This is a genomic window from Ruegeria sp. HKCCD7296, from assembly GCF_013110775.1.
In the GTDB taxonomy this organism is placed as follows: Bacteria; Pseudomonadota; Alphaproteobacteria; order Rhodobacterales; family Rhodobacteraceae; genus Ruegeria.
Map to the genome: position 1 here is coordinate 160692 of NZ_WVRF01000004.1, position 16632 is coordinate 177323.

The 16632-nt window shown below is 52.8% G+C and carries 10 protein-coding genes; 4 read left to right on the forward strand and 6 right to left on the reverse strand.

Annotation, left to right across the window (positions count from 1 at the left end):
* Window positions 1-925 precede the first annotated feature (925 nt).
* The 6 genes from GS632_RS07950 to GS632_RS07975 all read right to left on the reverse strand — a co-directional run bounded on the left by GS632_RS07950 (window position 926) and on the right by GS632_RS07975 (window position 12469).
* Window positions 926-3919 (reverse strand): glycoside hydrolase family 99-like domain-containing protein, encoded by a 2994-nt coding sequence (locus GS632_RS07950; protein ID WP_171721306.1) that lies wholly within the window; start codon window positions 3917-3919, stop codon window positions 926-928.
* A gap of 793 nt (window positions 3920-4712) precedes the next feature.
* Window positions 4713-5414: a response regulator transcription factor gene (locus GS632_RS07955; RefSeq protein WP_171238070.1), complete on the reverse strand. Its 702-nt coding sequence runs from the start codon at window positions 5412-5414 to the stop codon at window positions 4713-4715.
* The gene (locus tag GS632_RS07960) at window positions 5414-7279 is read right to left on the reverse strand and encodes a PAS-domain containing protein (protein WP_371732319.1); all 1866 of its coding nucleotides are present in this window, start codon (window positions 7277-7279) and stop codon (window positions 5414-5416) included. Before GS632_RS07960 ends, GS632_RS07955 begins: the two co-directional genes overlap by 1 nt.
* A 109-nt stretch (window positions 7280-7388) precedes the next feature.
* Window positions 7389-9011: a bifunctional aspartate transaminase/aspartate 4-decarboxylase gene (locus GS632_RS07965; RefSeq protein ID WP_171238069.1), complete on the reverse strand. Its 1623-nt coding sequence runs from the start codon at window positions 9009-9011 to the stop codon at window positions 7389-7391.
* Window positions 9012-9029: 18 nt separating this feature from the next.
* Window positions 9030-10715: an aspartate-alanine antiporter gene (gene aspT, locus GS632_RS07970; protein WP_171235874.1), complete on the reverse strand. Its 1686-nt coding sequence runs from the start codon at window positions 10713-10715 to the stop codon at window positions 9030-9032.
* Between the two features lie 221 nt (window positions 10716-10936).
* Window positions 10937-12469: an alkaline phosphatase family protein gene (locus tag GS632_RS07975; protein WP_171238068.1), complete on the reverse strand. Its 1533-nt coding sequence runs from the start codon at window positions 12467-12469 to the stop codon at window positions 10937-10939.
* A gap of 233 nt (window positions 12470-12702) precedes the next feature.
* Between GS632_RS07975 and GS632_RS07980 the strand changes: the two genes are divergently transcribed.
* From GS632_RS07980 to GS632_RS07995, 4 genes are read left to right on the forward strand one after another with little or no spacing between them, the layout of a single operon-like run.
* Window positions 12703-13815, forward strand: a complete 1113-nt coding sequence (locus tag GS632_RS07980) for an MlaE family lipid ABC transporter permease subunit (RefSeq protein WP_245224429.1) — start codon at window positions 12703-12705, stop codon at window positions 13813-13815.
* A 1-nt stretch (window position 13816) separates the two neighbouring features.
* The gene (locus GS632_RS07985; protein ID WP_171721305.1) at window positions 13817-14632 is read left to right on the forward strand and encodes an ABC transporter ATP-binding protein; all 816 of its coding nucleotides are present in this window, start codon (window positions 13817-13819) and stop codon (window positions 14630-14632) included.
* A gap of 5 nt (window positions 14633-14637) precedes the next feature.
* Window positions 14638-15954: an MlaD family protein gene (locus GS632_RS07990; RefSeq protein WP_171238065.1), complete on the forward strand. Its 1317-nt coding sequence runs from the start codon at window positions 14638-14640 to the stop codon at window positions 15952-15954.
* Window positions 15951-16607, forward strand: coding sequence for an ABC-type transport auxiliary lipoprotein family protein (locus GS632_RS07995; RefSeq protein ID WP_171238064.1), 657 nt, complete (start codon window positions 15951-15953; stop codon window positions 16605-16607). Before GS632_RS07990 ends, GS632_RS07995 begins: the two co-directional genes overlap by 4 nt.
* Window positions 16608-16632: the final 25 nt, after the last annotated feature.

The following is a 16632-nucleotide window of genomic DNA, read 5'->3' on the forward strand; positions in this document are numbered from 1 at the left end:
CATTGCAGTTAATGGCTCAAAAACCAGTGATCTAAAGTGTTTCTGATTTGATTTGACAGTTGGTCGCCTTGTCGAATGCGTATGTCAGGTAAAGTTTGGCTCAGGAGCTTTTCCTTCCAGATACCCTTGACTGTGGTCATAGTCTAGAACAGGGATCTGCCGCGACGCGTTTTACCGCCGACGGGTGCGTTCGTTCTTATGGTGATTAAGCCGTTCATTCAGATCGGCCTGCTACGCCTCAGCGTTGTCATATAGTTTCTTGCGGAGCGCAACTTCGCAGAGCTACCGCAACACCATCTTACGGAACCCCTAGAAATGCCTTTTGTTTGGCGGGATATCACCTTGGTCTTGGTGTATTGAATGTCATTGATCGCAAGGAGGAGCCGGAAGCCCTACTTGTCGGCCGGATAACAAAAATATATGCCCCACTTGGTAACGATCCTTAACACTCGCAGGTCCTGCTGGGTATAAAACGGCAGAACCCGGGCGTTGAACAGGTCGCCGCCCGTTATTAGAGTCTTGGAGCGTTAGAGTTTAGCGCACGCCGCCTTACAATTGTTTATCACTCAAGTCTGATGATAAACCCGCCCGTCGCCCTTGAGCATTCCGACATATAACGGGCCCTGCATTCCCAGGTAGTCTTGATGGCGCATTGGTGTTGTGAAAAATGGGAAGTGGTGGAGTGGTTTAATAGTCGTCGCTCGCTGAGTTGGAACCCATAGGGAATGTCGCACCAGCCGAAGCAGAAGCAAACTTCTACGTCGCTCTGGAAAGATCAGATGTGGCCGGGCAACTAAGTGAAACCAAACTTCGGCAAACCCGCAGGGGTTCAAGGAGAAAAACTACTCTGCTCCTATCGGGCAAGAGTATCAACGCCGCAAACCCAATTTCACCTCCTCTTACTGGGAACACCAATTAATCGATCTCAAAAAGACTCCAAACGAAATCCCGAAGTCTCCACAAGGTTGACGAATATTCGCTCAACAGCGTGGGCAAGGGTGCCATCTGCCAACCCACGCTCGATATCAAAATCGTTAATATCCAGCTTTAACAAAGGTTCAATAGCTGCGGGCGTGATCCAAAACATGGTTCCAGCAATGAATTGTCCATCTTCGTATTTAACTCCTATCTGACGAGCTATTTTTTTAACATTTTCACGATTGTGACGCATATTAGTTGAATTGTGTTTATGAATTGATTGGTGCGGCGCCAGCATTCCAAGACTTGGGTCAGCTTCAAACTTTTTGAAAGCCGACTTGTCGATCAACGCACTCAATGTGCTCTTGCGGATTGTATCCCCATCGATTCGGTATGCTGATTTCTTACCGTGCACCTTGCACAACGCCCGGTAGTTCAAATGCGCGATGCGCTTCATTGTTAAAAGGAACGGGCGAACGTCCCGGCCCCGGTTGTCTACGAGTTCTACATGCGCTTCCGGCATGCTATTACTAATAGTCAGCGCCGTTTCCAGACTTGTGACCGTTACATAAAGGTCAACCACACCCCTAGGCAGTTCATCGATGAGTTCCTTCAATTCCCGCCACGTATCCGCGTAATGCACATGAGCGCAAATGGCATACTTTGCCTCCGTAGTTTCAGGAATCTCAGGTCGCAAGAAAGGTGCCGCGATAGGGTCATAGTTAGCTAGTACTTTCCGAGTGGCATCCAGATATCCGTACCCGTAGCGTTGGTCAGGCTCCAGGTGAGTTCCTTCTGACCAATTATTCCATGCGTTTATGAAAACGATACGTTCATCGTCCGTCAGGTCAGGATTTTTGACAGTGTTTTCAACATTCGCAGATAGCCACTGGCTGTATCTGGTCAGGCTGAAATCAGTGAATATCGATGCCTTCAAACCCCACCGTGCAGTGCTGTCCCAGGACAACATGGCTGTTCGAAAGGTCTTTTTCGCCGAGGGTTTCTTTCGGACCTCCTTGGACACAATATCACCATAGTCATATATACCGCCTTGAAATCCCTCTTCAAGATTGTCGACGAGTTTGGTTACACTCTTTGCGTCAACAGCGTGGGGCGGGAATTGTATGGCCGCATCTAGTCCAAGCTCTTCCGGCGTCCCGCTATCGACAGTTAGCGGGGAAACGACGTACAAGTCTTTAAGGCCCATCTCTTTTGCCTGTTCCCGCCACATCTGAATTGTTTTCTTGAAGTCGGGGATTAGGTGTGCCCGGCAAACGATGAACAGGGGTCTCCCATTGACACGGATGTATCGTGGGTCCTTCATGAAGCTCTCAAGATACTCAAGCATCGCATGTGAGTCTTCCAGCGAATGGTCCTTATCGATTTGAATTTCCTGATCCAATCCGTCCCAGCGGCTGGTCCAGTTTTCGTTGGCCCAGATCATGCAATACGGCATATCTACGTTGGGGTTGTTGCGCATTGCTTCTAGCGGCTTTTCCATAAGCGGCTTGCCCCCAAACCAATATAAATAATATGCGAACCCGGACACGCCATAATTGCGCGCCAACCTCGCCTGCTCCTCCATTACCTCAGAAAAGCTTAGATCATAGTATCCCAAATGGATCGGGTATTGTGGCTGATGGTGTCCTGCAAAAAGGGCATATGCTTTACTTACATTGGCCCACTTATTGGAACGTTTGCCCGACAATTTATCATACTCGGGAAAAGGATGAAATTCCGGGAGATAAAAGGCAATGGCTTTTACAACGGTTTCGAGCGTCTCGTTAGGCATATAGTCGATAAAGTCTTCCCGCACCTGAGAATATTGAACAACGGGCAGATCTGGTCCTTTTCCGTAGCGACCGAAAGGTGGGATAACCCCTTGCGCCGAACTAGCGCGCCGATCTTGCAGGACTAAATTTACATTGGTGTCACCGGCCAGAATACGCTCAACAAGTTTGGGTGTTTCAAATTTTTCCGGCCAGATTTTCCTGGGTCGTCCCCGGCGTTCACGCAAGCTATTTGACAGACGACGACTTAAGCTGGTGTTACGCCAAAATTTGCTTTGCAAAACCTCATTTGCACGACTCGTTGTGCTCAGAAGATTTTCCATGAGATTGGAAATGATCTCATCGCGCTCTGCCAAGGCTCCCTTGAGCTTGCTGAGAGTATCTTCCTCGACTGATCTTTGTTCTTGCTTGCCTGTTGCATGGATCAGCTTTTCATTGGGGTCTGTCGCGCGAATTTGTGCCTCCTCGGCGAAATAGTGCTCCCGCGGAACATCGGAAATCTCAAAGATCGAGTTCGGCAGCTCTGGCAGTTCACCGTCAGAGGCAATAACAAGATCATAACGAGTATTCGAAACGCCATCCTGGGTATGGCCTTGGGCTAATACGCGAAATGGTGCGCTCTGGTCGTTCGCAATGAGCGAGGCCATGCTCAGACGTTGGCCATAGTGGTGTGTGGTTGGAAAGTAGCGGCCTACAAGTTCTACGAATTCGTCTTTAGAAAGCTCTTTTAAATGGAGCAGCCTATCATTCCCGGATTTGTCCGAGTGCTCTAGCATATTTGGGCTTGATATCAGCAACAACCCATCGGGCCGAAGTACACGACGCAATTCTTGCATAATACGGTCGTGCGGTCCTATATGTTCAGAGGTCGCGAAATAAGTGACCATATCTACAGAAGAATCTGAAAGCGGAATATCCGTGGCGCTGCCGACGCGAAAGAACAGACGAGGATCACGGTAAATTGACTTTGCGTGGTAAACAGCCGACGCACTTATGTCGAGCCCGATGGCAGACTTAGCATTTTCGGCAATAGAAAAAGTTCCATGGCCCTCGCCACAGGCTATGTCCAGAACGTCCAATTCATTGGCTAGACTGCGGGCTATTTGATACCGATGCATATGTTCTAGTTCTATAGTACCTTGCAATTCAGGAAGATAACACCTGCCATCAGTTGGTGGCTTCCTAGGTTTATCCTTACCGCCCTTAGTCATTGAAATTCTGTCCTAGCAATTCTTCGTCGTGAAAGTCGCAAGTATTCCACAAAATGTGCCGTACACAGCAGTGCCTGCCGGGGTAACAGCCTCTTGCTACCAGTACTGCGAGCCACTGATTAGGCTTTTGCAGACTGAGTCTCGGCGACCGACATATTTATTTTACTGGAATTCCAAGCGCAGAAAAGGTGCGATTCATTTATTGTACGTATGCCCCGCGCCCCTTTGGCAGAAAGTGTCCTCGCGGGAAAATGGTTTTAAGCTAAATTCATAGAGTGGCGACGACGTGGGAATAATACCGTCTCAGCTCCTGAAGCTATAGCCGTTTGCGCATGACCTAGAAACTGTAAGAACTGAAACTGCACATAGACCACCTCCGAGCCGGAAGAATGTGCGTGAAAGCAGCACTCGAGGCGAAAGGTGAACACCTCAAAAAACTTTGGGTGCAAATGACGTTTCAACGGAACCGCCAGACCGTGGTGACCTCTGCAGTAGTCGACCGGATCACTGGGCTAAAAGAATCCGAACCTTGCGCAACCGCGAAGTAACCTCGAAAGAGCCCGCATAATCTCAACGATCTGGGCGGCAGTAGCATCAGCCTCCAAGCTGATCACAACATCACAATGCGTTGTCTCAACTGCTGCTCTCGATGGAAACTACCCCACCCACTAGGTCAACGACAAAAATATTGGCGCGAGCAAAAGTCCTTTCACTGGCTCAATATCAATCACCCTGGTCGGCAGCAGCAACCTCCTTCCCGGCGTCAAACGTTTTTTGCAGATCAAGATTTCTGTTACGTCCATTCTACATCGCCCAGAAAGATGTAACCAGCGCCGTAAATCGTTTTTATAAGGCGAGGATTCTTTGGGTCTTCGCCAAGTTTGGTACGAAGCCTGGAAATTCGCACGTCCATGGCCCGGTCAAAACTGTCTCCTGCTGCACCGCCCAACGATTCTTGCATTTGCGCTCTGCTGATAAGACGCTTGGGGCTTTCGAGGAATAGCCTCAGAACCTCTCCTTCTGCATGGCTGAAAGGCGTTTCGGCACCGGCGCCATCCTCAAGAACGTAGCGGTCAAAATGTGCAATCCAGCCGTTGAAAATAGCGGTGTCCGAATGCGAAGTCTGACTGCGTGGGTTACGCAACCTGGCCCGGATCCTGGCCACCACTTCCGCCGGATCGAACGGTTTGGTTATGTAGTCATCAGCCCCAAGTTCCAGCCCAGTCACGCGATCCTGCACCTGTGCCCGACCAGATATGATGATCACCGCAGCACCCTGTTCCAAAGCAAGACGATGAACCAGCGCCAACCCATCGGTATCCGGCAGGGAAAGATCCACAAGACAGACATCCGGCGTCACGCGGTTCAGTGCCGCCTCGAACTCTCGGGCGCGAGAGAAACTCTGTGTTCGGAACCCGGCATCCTCCAAGACGTCGGTCAGGATACGTCGTATCTCGGGTTCGTCATCGAGAATGGTCACCAAAGGTTGGGTCATCAGGCGGCCTTAGCTTGAATCAGTGCGGACAATTGAGCCTGTGAAAACGGTTTACGCAACACCGGCGCCAACGCAAGCGCCTGTTGGTACAGCGGATCAGAATTCGGTAGAGAGGTCATAAGGATGCACGGCACTCCAGAGCCTATTTGCCGCAGAAGATCCAGGCCCGAGCCCCCTCCCTCCAAGCGGATGTCGGACAACACCATCGCGATATCCTCTACATTCGAAAGCAGCGTTAGGGCTTCATCCACCGAATTGGCTTCTATGACTGAAAAACCAAGCTCAACCAGCATGTCTCGGAACTGACCTCGCAACTCGTCGCTGTCTTCCACCAACAACACAAGGCCATCCTGAGAGGGTGGAGCGGAACGATATGGCAATCGCAACACGACCGATGCGCCGGATGGAGTGTTTCTGAGGTTCAGATCACCACCGGCAAGTTTCACCGTGTCATAAACCATGGGCAAGCCCAAACCAGACCCGTCACTGCCTTTAGTCGTGAAAAAGGGGTTCAATGCCTTCTCCAACGCCTCGGACGAAAATCCTGGGCCGGTGTCGGACACTGTGATTTCGACCCATATCTTGCCAATCGCATGTGCGCTGATGGTGATCTGACCCGTGCTTCCGCACGCATCTCGCGCGTTCAGGACAAGGTTCAGCAACGCGTCCTGGACCATCCCTGGATCCAACACTAGTGCCTGATCGGGAAGAGTGTTCACAACAGAAAGCCCCATGCCACGCGGCAGGGATGGGGTGGCCAGAATACGCAGATCTTCCAACAAACCGCGCATGTCTGTGGCCTGCGGCTGGGGCGTACGGTTGCCAGTCATATCTGCGATACGATTCAGCAACTGCCCACCCCGACGCGCTGTTTGTTGAGTGGCTGCAACCAGTTCTTGCGCTTCATCCGGCAGGTCCATCTTGTCCAATCTGGACTGCATCCCAAGGATAATCGTTAGCAAGTTGGAAAAGTCATGCGCCAGGCCGCTGGTCATCTGGGCTGCCATCGCCCGGCGACGAGTCTGCTGCAAGGCGACCCGTGCCTGCGTTTCTTCGGTAATGTCCACGGACATCACATAGACACCCCCTGCCCCATCCGGCGTGAACGAAACTCGGATGCGACGAGCATCCTGATCTTCGGTAAACTCAAAAACTGAAGGCGCGCCATCATAAGCCTTTTGCAAATGGCTTTCCACGCGCTCAAAAGCGACCTCACCCAGCGCCTCGGAAATATGCAGGCCAAGAATATCGGACGGACGCCCCGGCATGACCGCACTCAGACGTCGGTTGGAGTAGTCATAAAGCCCGTCACTGTCCAAATGCGCGATATGCGCAGGCATCATTTCGGTCACAAGGCGCGTTCGGGCTTCAATTTCGGTCAGTTCCCTTTTCGCTTCTTCCAAGGCCGCGATCGTGGCTGCAAGCTTGCGGTTGGTCGCTGATAGTTCCTCGGCGTGCCCGAGCAACTGTTCCGACAGTTCCTCTGATCGCGCCCGCAACAGGTTTTCGGCGCGCCGCGTGCCCGTGATGTCAGTATAGACCGCGACCCATCCTCCTTGAGGCAACGGAGCGCCCTCGATTGAGACAACCTGCCCGTTGGGCCGCACCCGCTCCATGTAATGCGGTTCAAACGCCAGGGCCTGCTTGACCCGCAGATTGACCATGTCCTCGACACTCTCGTCATGTCCATATTCTCCACGGCTGGCGAGGAAATGAATTGTATCCCGAAACGGAGCCCCGGGTTGAACCAACTCGTCCGGTAAATCGAACATTTCCTGAAACCGGCGATTGCTGAGCACAAGCTGCAACTTGCTGTCATAAATGGAAAGCGCCTGACCGATAAGGTTCAGCCCTGCCGTGGTCATCGCCTTTATGCGCTTTTCCGTTATGTCCAAGTTTGCCTTTTCCACAGCACCTGCGTAGCACCTGATTACAGGTACGAATAGTGGGTTTCATTCTTGCGGCAATGCTAATTTATGACCCGCCATGCAGCGGCATTTTATTGGCGGCACGATAAGCTTCGACATAACCTCTGGCTACGGACCGTACGGCGCGGCCGATCTGGGCATAGGCTTCGTCCGGCAGGTTGGCAAAAGACACGCGCGCAGACCAACCCGGCGCATCGAAGCCGCTGCCGTTCAATAGAACAATCCCGTGATCTTCGGCCAGTTTGAACGCAATGTCCAGCGGGTGCACGTTCTTCTTGATCCACGCAACAACATCCTCACCGACATATTTTCGCAACCAATACTCGAAATCGATAATCCCGTAATAGGCATCGTAGTTTTCGCCCCCGTCAACCTGGATCCCCATCGCTTCGGTCAACAGCTTGAACCGTCGATGCACAAGCTCCATGCAAGCGGTTTGATAGTCTTTCTTGGTGTCTACAAGTTCAACAAGCGAAAACAGGGTCATCATGACCTGTTGCGGCAAGGAAAGACCAGCGGTGTGGTTCAGGGCAACATCCCGGCTGTCTGCAACCAGACGGTCTATGAACCTGATCTCACGCGGTGTCAGGCTGAGCGTGCCATAGCGCTTGTCCAGCGCCTGTTTGATCTCTTCACTGTGCTCAGCCAGTTTGAGGTCAAAGATATTGTCCTGCGCCACTGCGATGACACCCAAACGCCAGCCGGTGCAGCCGAAATACTTCGAATACGAATACACGCCGATCGTGTTGCGCGGCATGTACCCCATGACCGATGTGAAATCATGCACGAAGGTTCCATAGACATCATCTGTCAGAACGATGAGATCGGGGCGATGGTTCTCGACCACATCTGCCAGCTTCTCCAAAGATGCCTTGTTCAGCGCAACTGACGAAGGATTGCCCGGATTGACCAGAAAGAAGGCTTTTACTTTGGGGTCTTTCAACGTCTCGACCGCTGCATCGGTCAGCTGGAACGCGTCTTCTTCGTCCGTTTCCACATGCACGGATTCGAGGCTGTAATCCTCAAGTTCAGGCATCTCGAGATACGGCGTGAAGATCGGAGTACACAACGCAATCGTATCACCTGGGTTCAGTAATCGGTTGGCTTTGAGCGACTTGAAGATGTAACACATCGCCGCCGTGCCGCCCTCGACTGCAAACAGATCAAATCGCGCATCCGGCTGTCGACCAGAACACATGGCCCACATCAAGTATTCGTGCGCTATGATCTGATTGTGATGCAGAATACGGTCCGGCACCGGGTAATTGTCGCCAATAATCGAGTCCGTCAGTTCGTGAACAAACGCATCTGCATTGAAATCAAACGCAAAAATGGCGTGTTTGACAACGGTAAGCAAAGTGTCCGTGCCGGGCATGTCCGCATTGACCTCAGCCCATTTCAGAAGCCTGTCATGGCATCCCTTGACGGCTGGCATGCCACCCAGACCCGCCGGATGATCCATGACGCGTTTGGCTTCGGTGACGGCAAACTGACCGAGTGCAAAGAACGCTTCACGCGGACGGGTTGCGATCCAGTTGGGATTTCCTCGTCCCGCATTCAGAAACGCGCTGTTGGATTTTCTGGCCTCATCCGAGGCTAGTTTGATCAGCTCATCTTTGATCTGAAAAGGGCTGAGCGCTTCGTAATCGTGCAGTTTCAGACGGTCCATAACACATACCTTTCCAAATCAACTAAGGATCAAAACAACAACCATGCCAAAGATCGTCAACAAAGTGTTCCCAATCGCATAGGGCATCCCATACCCCAGCGCGGGTATTCGACTTTGCGCGGCCTCCTGGATCATCCCAAGCGCAGCGGTTGTTGTTCTCGCGCCAGCGCAGGCGCCAAACAGAATGGCCGGGTGAAACTTGAACACATAGTGGCCAACGTAAACCGAGAAGATCATCGGCAGAGAGGTGGCGACTATTCCCCAAAGCAGCAGCGCAACGCCGGCCTGTTGCAGGCCCGCCACAAAACCGGGACCGGCGCTTATGCCAATCACAGCTATGAAAACGTTTAGGCCAAGGGTGTTCATCAACCACAAAGACGGGCCGGGAATACGCCCGAATGTCGGATGCACAGTTCGCAACCAGCCCAGTAATAAGCCGGCCAAAAGGGCCCCGCCTGTTGTGGATAGGCTAATTGGGAAACCACCCATGGTAATTGCCAGTGTTCCGACCAGACCACCAATGAATATTCCCCAGCCGACAAAAGCCAAGTCTGTTGTCTCGACCGGGCGGTCGGCATACCCAACCCGGGCAATGGCGGCCTCTACATGACGCTTTGATCCAAGAACCGTCAAGATATCGCCGCGATGCACAACAGTTCCCGGCAAAAGTGGCAGTTCGACCATGTTTCGCATTAGTTTCGAAACATAGACACCGCGCGCCAGCGAAAGCTTGCTTAGTTCTTCCAGAGTTTTCCCGTGAACCTCTTTGCTGGTGATCAGCACATCCAGCTTCTCGGTCGGCGTGTTCAGCAATTCAGGGGCATCAGCCTCTTTCAGGTGCCCTTCCAAAAGGCCAACCAAATCCGCGCGTCGCCCAGAGAACATGACGAGGTCGCCCGCCTGAAGTACCGTGCTGTCTTCAACCTCGATCACAGCGTCACCGCGCTTGATCCGTTCGGCATAAATACGCACACCAGGCATCAAATCCTTCACCGGCTGGCCCAGCAAATCGCTGTCATCGGGGATTTCGAACGCCCGAGCTTCGATCATGCGATAGGCCGAAACGATACCTTCGCCAGTCTCAACAGAAGCGCTACCACCAAGCTTGGCCTCATATTCTTTGCAAGCGACAACCAGATTCACACCGATCAGACGTGGCCCGAGTTTGGCCAGAATGATGGCCGACCCAATCGTGCCGTAAATATATGTGACTGCGTAGGCAATCGGTATCTGATTGGCATAGGTCTGCGCCTGTTCTGACGACAGACCCAGTTGACTGATCTGGTCGGTCGCCACACCAATTGCGGCAGAAATGGTCTGTGATCCTGCATACAAGCCAGCCGCGAAGCCCAGTTCCAGCCCTGCGACTTTGGCAGATAAGACTGGCACAATCAGGCACAAAGCCAAAACACTGAGTGCGAACAACACCTCTCGTGCGCCGTCTGCCTTGAGACCGCGGATAAACTGCGGGCCGACACCGTATCCAACTGCGAAGATGAACATGATGAAAAAGGTCGATTTGACCGCCGAGTCGATTTGAATATGCGTTTGCCCGATGATCACAGCCGCAAGCAAAGTTGCTGTAACGGTCCCGAGGCTGAAACCAAAAAATTTCTTGGGACCGATCCAGAACCCTATCCCGATCGACAGAAAAACCGCCAGTTCGGGATAGCTGCGCAGCACATTCACAAACCAATCGCCCATTCCTGTCCTCCCCGGAACCCCTTGTGTGCATAAAGGTGTGTTTGGAACTTTGAAATCGCTGACAAGCCGATCTGCACAAATAATTCAGAACCGAAAAACCGCAGCACAATTACCGCTGGCCGTCAGAGCGTAAAACGATGCGTATTTCACAAGGACGATATCGTAAGATATGAATTTGTCTACAATTTTTCAGGGAAAGTTCTAAGCCACACACAGGGCGATCAGTATCGAGAACGGGATTTTGCACCTTCAGATGTAATCGAATGCAGCGAAAGTGTATGGTCCATGTTCTTCATCCGGTGCCGCAGCATCTGACGGCTTAATCGGGCCAAGTCCGGCGCCAGTTCAGGCTTGTCCGCCACATTCTCAAATTCGCCTTTGCTCTGATGGTCAAACAGGATCGGCGGCAGGTCCGCGGCAAACTCGATCAGAGTAAATCGGTCGTCTCGCAGAATTCCCAGGCACGAGTCGCTGTTGCCCGTTTCAAGTTGCTGTTGCCACAGAGTCGAGTTTTCAGGTTCCGAGAAATCCAGCTCGCTGAACGAATAGCTGCGCCAGTCCTCTGGAACTTCACCGCGCAACAGCGGCATCAAGGATCGACCATCCATCGTGTTCGGAGCCGGTTGCCCAATCCAGTCCAGGATCGTTGGCGCGACATCGACCGATTCAGTTGGAACACTCACTCGTGCACCCGCCTGATCATTGTTCCCGGGCAAACGGATCATCAAAGGGGTATGATAGGCTGCGTCATAGACGGTCATCTTACCCCAGCTGTGGCGATCCCCCAGCATTTCGCCATGATCAGCTGTGATCACAAGAATCGTGTCGTCATATTGCCCGCTGTCCTTGAGGTATTTCACCACACGACCGATGTGGTGATCTACTTCTGTTGCCAGACCAAGGTAGACAGCGCGCAGAGTGCGAATGTTCTCGTCCGTCGGCTCGACTTCATCAAAGCCGTGCACAAAGTCTTTGGCTGTATAGGAATCCTGCGTGGGCCCAAAGAACGGGTGCAGGTTCTTCTCAGCTTCCGTGCTGTGCAACCGTTGTGGCAGAGGGATTTCTGCCGGATTGTACATGTCGTTGTACGGCGCGGGTGCGACCAGAGGCGGATGCGGGCGGATATAGGTCAAATGAGCAAACCAACCCTCGCCACAATGAGGCGCGATGCCTTCAAGAAAAGCATCCGTCAGAAACGCAGTGTCACTGTCTTCGGCCCGATAGAGCGCCGGGTCATTCAATTTGGGGGACTGACCGTCTTTCGAGGTGGGTTTGTAAACATCCCAGTGCTGATCGAACTTATATCCCTTTTTCATCAGATGTGCTTGCCAGGGATATGACTCTTCAAGGCGCATTTCGACCACCTCAAGAAACCCGGTCATGGACTGCTCATATGATTTGAGAACCGGATCATTGGCGTCATGGACACGCGGATCGGCAGATGTATCTGTATAGCCGAACAGCAACGGCATGTATCCCGCTTTGCGCATTTCCGTGGCGATATTGGGGGTATCGTGACGCAGTGGCGTTCCATTTCGCACCGAACGGTGGTTCATCGCATATTGCCCGGTCAAAAGCGAAGCCCGCGAAGGCCCGCAGGGGTTGGTGACCGAGTAATGCCGCGTAAAGGTCACAGCCTCTTGCATGAATGCCCGCAAATTCGGAAGATCCACATAATCTGCCAAAGCGCCGCTCAGGCAATCAGCCCGAAGTTGATCAATGATGATGAACAAGACGTTTTTGGCCTGAGACATCTGAACACTCCGCTTCAACCTCGACTCCCACGCGGACTGTGTCTCGCATTCTGGGCTCAAGCAACTGATTAAATAAGTAGCCAACACTTTCTTGTATACCCGAGCCCGAAAACCTGGCCGCACCAAACAAGGCGTGACGCGAGGGCCATCCTGCACCGCAAAAACCCGATCTTTCAGAACAAAGACTTGAAGGCTCAGAGCGTTTTACTTCACATGGCTTTATGACGAAGGCAATGATCTCATCCGAGCGCGACACCGAAGGCACTCATGTCCGTATTTCGGGTGAATTGCTCACGCAATCTTTGGCATCAGTGGAGCATGATTTTGCAGCTATACAACCCTCGGCTGACAAGGTCGTTTTTGATTTGTCCCAGATCGAGGCCCTCGACACCGGAGGTGCATGGTTGATCGCGGACCTTGGTAAGCGTTTCACCTCGAACGGTGGGGCAGTGGAAATTCTGGGGGCAAAGCCTGCACATGCGACGCTTATTGATACCGTAACCCGCTCGATCCCGGGCAAACCCGGCAAGCTCGAAGATCCCCGCAGTTTCATGGATTGGGTGGCAGATGTGGGTCGCGGCACCTTCGGGGCTTGGAAGGACACGCTTTCAATCCTTGAATTTTTGGGACTTACGCTACACCGGCTGTTCCGCACCATGGTCATGCCATGGCGGCTGCGCAAGGCGGCCCTCGTCACGCATATGGAGGAAACCGGTGTCAAAGCCCTTCCCATCGTGGCTCTGATGGGGTTTCTGATCGGTGTTGTTTTGGCTTTTCAAGGCGCGACGCAGCTCAAGCAGTTTGGCGCAGAGATATTTGTAGTGGAGTTGATCTCAATCTCGGTCTTACGAGAGCTTGGGATTTTGTTGACAGCGATCATTGTTGCGGGTCGCTCAGGCTCGGCGTTCACAGCCTCGATCGGTTCGATGAAAGTGCAGGAAGAGATTGATGCCATGCGAACCTTGGGGCTGGACCCGATTGAAGTGCTGGTAATTCCCCGTGTCCTCGCCCTTTTGATCATGTTGCCCATTCTGGGGTTTATCGCGGACATAGCGGGTTTATTCGGTGGCGCCTTGATGAGCTGGATTGATCTGGGCGTAAGCCCCGGCATGTTTCTGACGCGATTGAAGGAGAATACGGATGTCTGGCAACTAGCCGTTGGTCTGATCAAAGCGCCCTTTTTTGCGTTGGTTATTGGAGTAATCTCCTGTTGGCAGGCCATGCAGGTCAGAGGATCTGCACAAAGCGTGGGTCAGCGGACAACCGCATCGGTTGTGCAATCCATCTTCATGGTCATAGTAATTGACGCCCTGTTTTCGATTTTCTTCTCAGAGGTCGGAATCTGACATGAACAGCAGAATACAAGAGGCAACGAGTTCAACGGCGTCACAACGTGACGCTGTGATCCGTGTGCGCGGCCTCAGAAACCAGTTCGGATCGCAGGTGGTGCATGATAATCTGGACCTCGATGTCTGGCGCGGCGAAGTTCTGGGAATTGTCGGCGGGTCCGGCACTGGTAAATCGGTATTGCTCAGAACAATTGTAGGGCTGAACACGCCGGCGGCGGGCAGCATCGAAGTTCTGGGTGTTGATGTCTTGAACGGCCCCGAGGAAGATCGGCGCAGCATCGAACGCCATTGGGGTGTGGCCTTCCAGGACGGCGCTCTGTTTTCGTCATTGACCGTCCTGCAAAACGTAATGGCCCCGCTGCGCGAGCACACGGGTCTGAGCGAAAAGCTGATGGAGTCGCTGGGCTCGCTGAAGATCAGCCTGGTTGGGTTGCCTCAGCTGAGCTGCGGCAAGTTTCCGTCCGAGCTTTCCGGCGGTATGCGCAAGCGCGCGGCGCTGGCCCGGGCATTGGCCTTGGACCCCGAAATCGTGTTTCTGGATGAACCAACCGCCGGATTGGACCCTATTGGGGCGGCGGCTTATGATGAGTTGATTGGCGAATTGCAGCAGGCTCTTGGGTTGACAGTGTTCATGGTCACCCATGATCTGGATAGCCTTTATGCCATCTGCGACCGGATTGCTGTGCTTGCAGAACAGCGCGTACTGGTCGAAGGTCCGATCGAAGACATGGCCAAGGTCGATCATCCTTGGGTGCAGGAATACTTCACAGGCCCCCGCGCCCGCGCAGCACAACAAAAGGGCCAGGACAGGTAGAGGCAATGGAAACCCGAGCGAATTATATCCTGATCGGCGCGTTTACCCTTGCAGGGCTTCTGGGCGCGTTTGGTTTTTTCCTTTGGCTTGCGAAATTTGAGGTCACACGCCAATACGCTTATTACGACGTCTTGTTCGACAATGTCTCAGGGCTTTCCGCTGCGGGAGGTGTGAGCTTCAACGGCCTTCCTGTTGGCCAGGTTATTTCGTTGAATTTGGATGAAGACGACCCCTCGAAAGTCAGAGTTCGCATCGAAGTGGATGCAGATATTCCAATCACCGAGGAAACGATTGCCCAGTTGCAGTCCCTAGGTGTGACCGGGGTTGGCTATGTCGAGTTGACCGGTGGGTCGGCGAGCGCACAACGACTGGCACAAAACAGCGTGATCAAAAGCAAACGCAGCACAATCCAGTCACTGTTTGAAGGCGCACCGAAAGTGTTGGATGAGGCCGTCACACTTTTGGAAAGCCTCAACAAGGTCGTTGACGACAAGAACAGGGAAGCCGTGAGCGGTATACTAGACAATCTTGCGTCGGCTACAGGACGGTTGGACAACACTTTGACAAGCTTTGAGTCTGTCGCCAGCGATATTGGTAATGCCGCCAAGGACATTGGCGAATTCTCTAAGCGTCTGGATCCATTGATCGAAACAGCTCAGACAACGCTTGAGACAGGAACGGATACGCTGGACTCGGTCAAAACCGCATCAGAATCCGCCAAGGCCGCGTTGGACGAAGCAAAAACAACGATCCAAACGGCGGACCAGATCCTGCAAGAGGACATTCGACCTTTCATTGAACGCGGCGCGCAACTGGCTGAACGTTTGACGTTGTTGTCGGACGAAGGCAGCGTCACCTTGGAAATTGTCAACGAAACCGTTCTGAACGCCAACACGACATTGGGGTCGATTACGTCGGCGATGGACACGGCGAAGGGGGCGCTGTCTTCGGCAGAGACGGCGTTCAACTCAGCCAATCGGGTGATGGAAGAAGAAGTCGCGCCTGTGGCTGCTGACATCCGCAAAGCGGCTAATCAAGTGACCGAGACGGTCTCGAACGTGACCGAAAAGATCGATCAAATCTCGGACGACGTTCTAAGCGCATCGAATTCTGCGTCTGAACTGATGGGCACTATCGACGGCATCGTTCAGAACAATCGTCGCCAAGTTTCGGATTTCCTGCGCGTCGGCCTTCCGCAATTTATCCGCTTCATCGAAGAATCCCAACGACTTGTTATCAGTCTCGACCGACTGGTGGATAAGATTGAACGGGATCCCGCACGATTCCTGTTGGGCACTCAAGCATCGGAGTTCCGCCAATGATCAAGCCTGTTTTCGCATTGCTGGCATTTGCCCTGATCGGCGGCTGCGCTGGCCTGGGTACGTTGCAACAGGCGGCCAAGCCCAACGACCTTTATTTATTGACGCCCAAAAGCACCTTTTCGTCCGCACTGCCCCGAATTCAAAAGCAGATCGTTGTCGAGGAACCAACAGCAACTGCGGCAGTGAACACAGATCAGATCGCTATTCAGCCGACGCCCTTGCAGGTGCAGTACCTTCCGCGCGCGCGTTGGGTAGATCGTGCTCCTTTGATCGTTCAAACGCTGTTGGTGGAAAGCTACGAGAATTCGGGAAAAGTTGCGGCGGTTGGTCGATCTACCGTTGGCCTGCGCGCAGACTATGTGATTGCACCTGACCTGCGCGAATTTCAGGGCATTGTGGTCCAAGAAACAGAGACCAGTAAATCGGTCCGCATTGAAGTGCGTATGAATATTAAGGTCATTGACGAGTACGAAGACAAGATTATTGCATCCAGCTCGTTCCAGGAAAATGTCGTGGCCGCCAGTGAACAAACACCTGATCTGATCGAAGCCTTTGACAAGGCCTTGGGCCGCGCGATGCGAGATGCGGTCGAATGGAGCATTCGCAGGATCAACACACATGTGGTGAATAACCCGAGGTCAATCCCTAACTGATCTGTGACTGTCACTTCACTTGAAA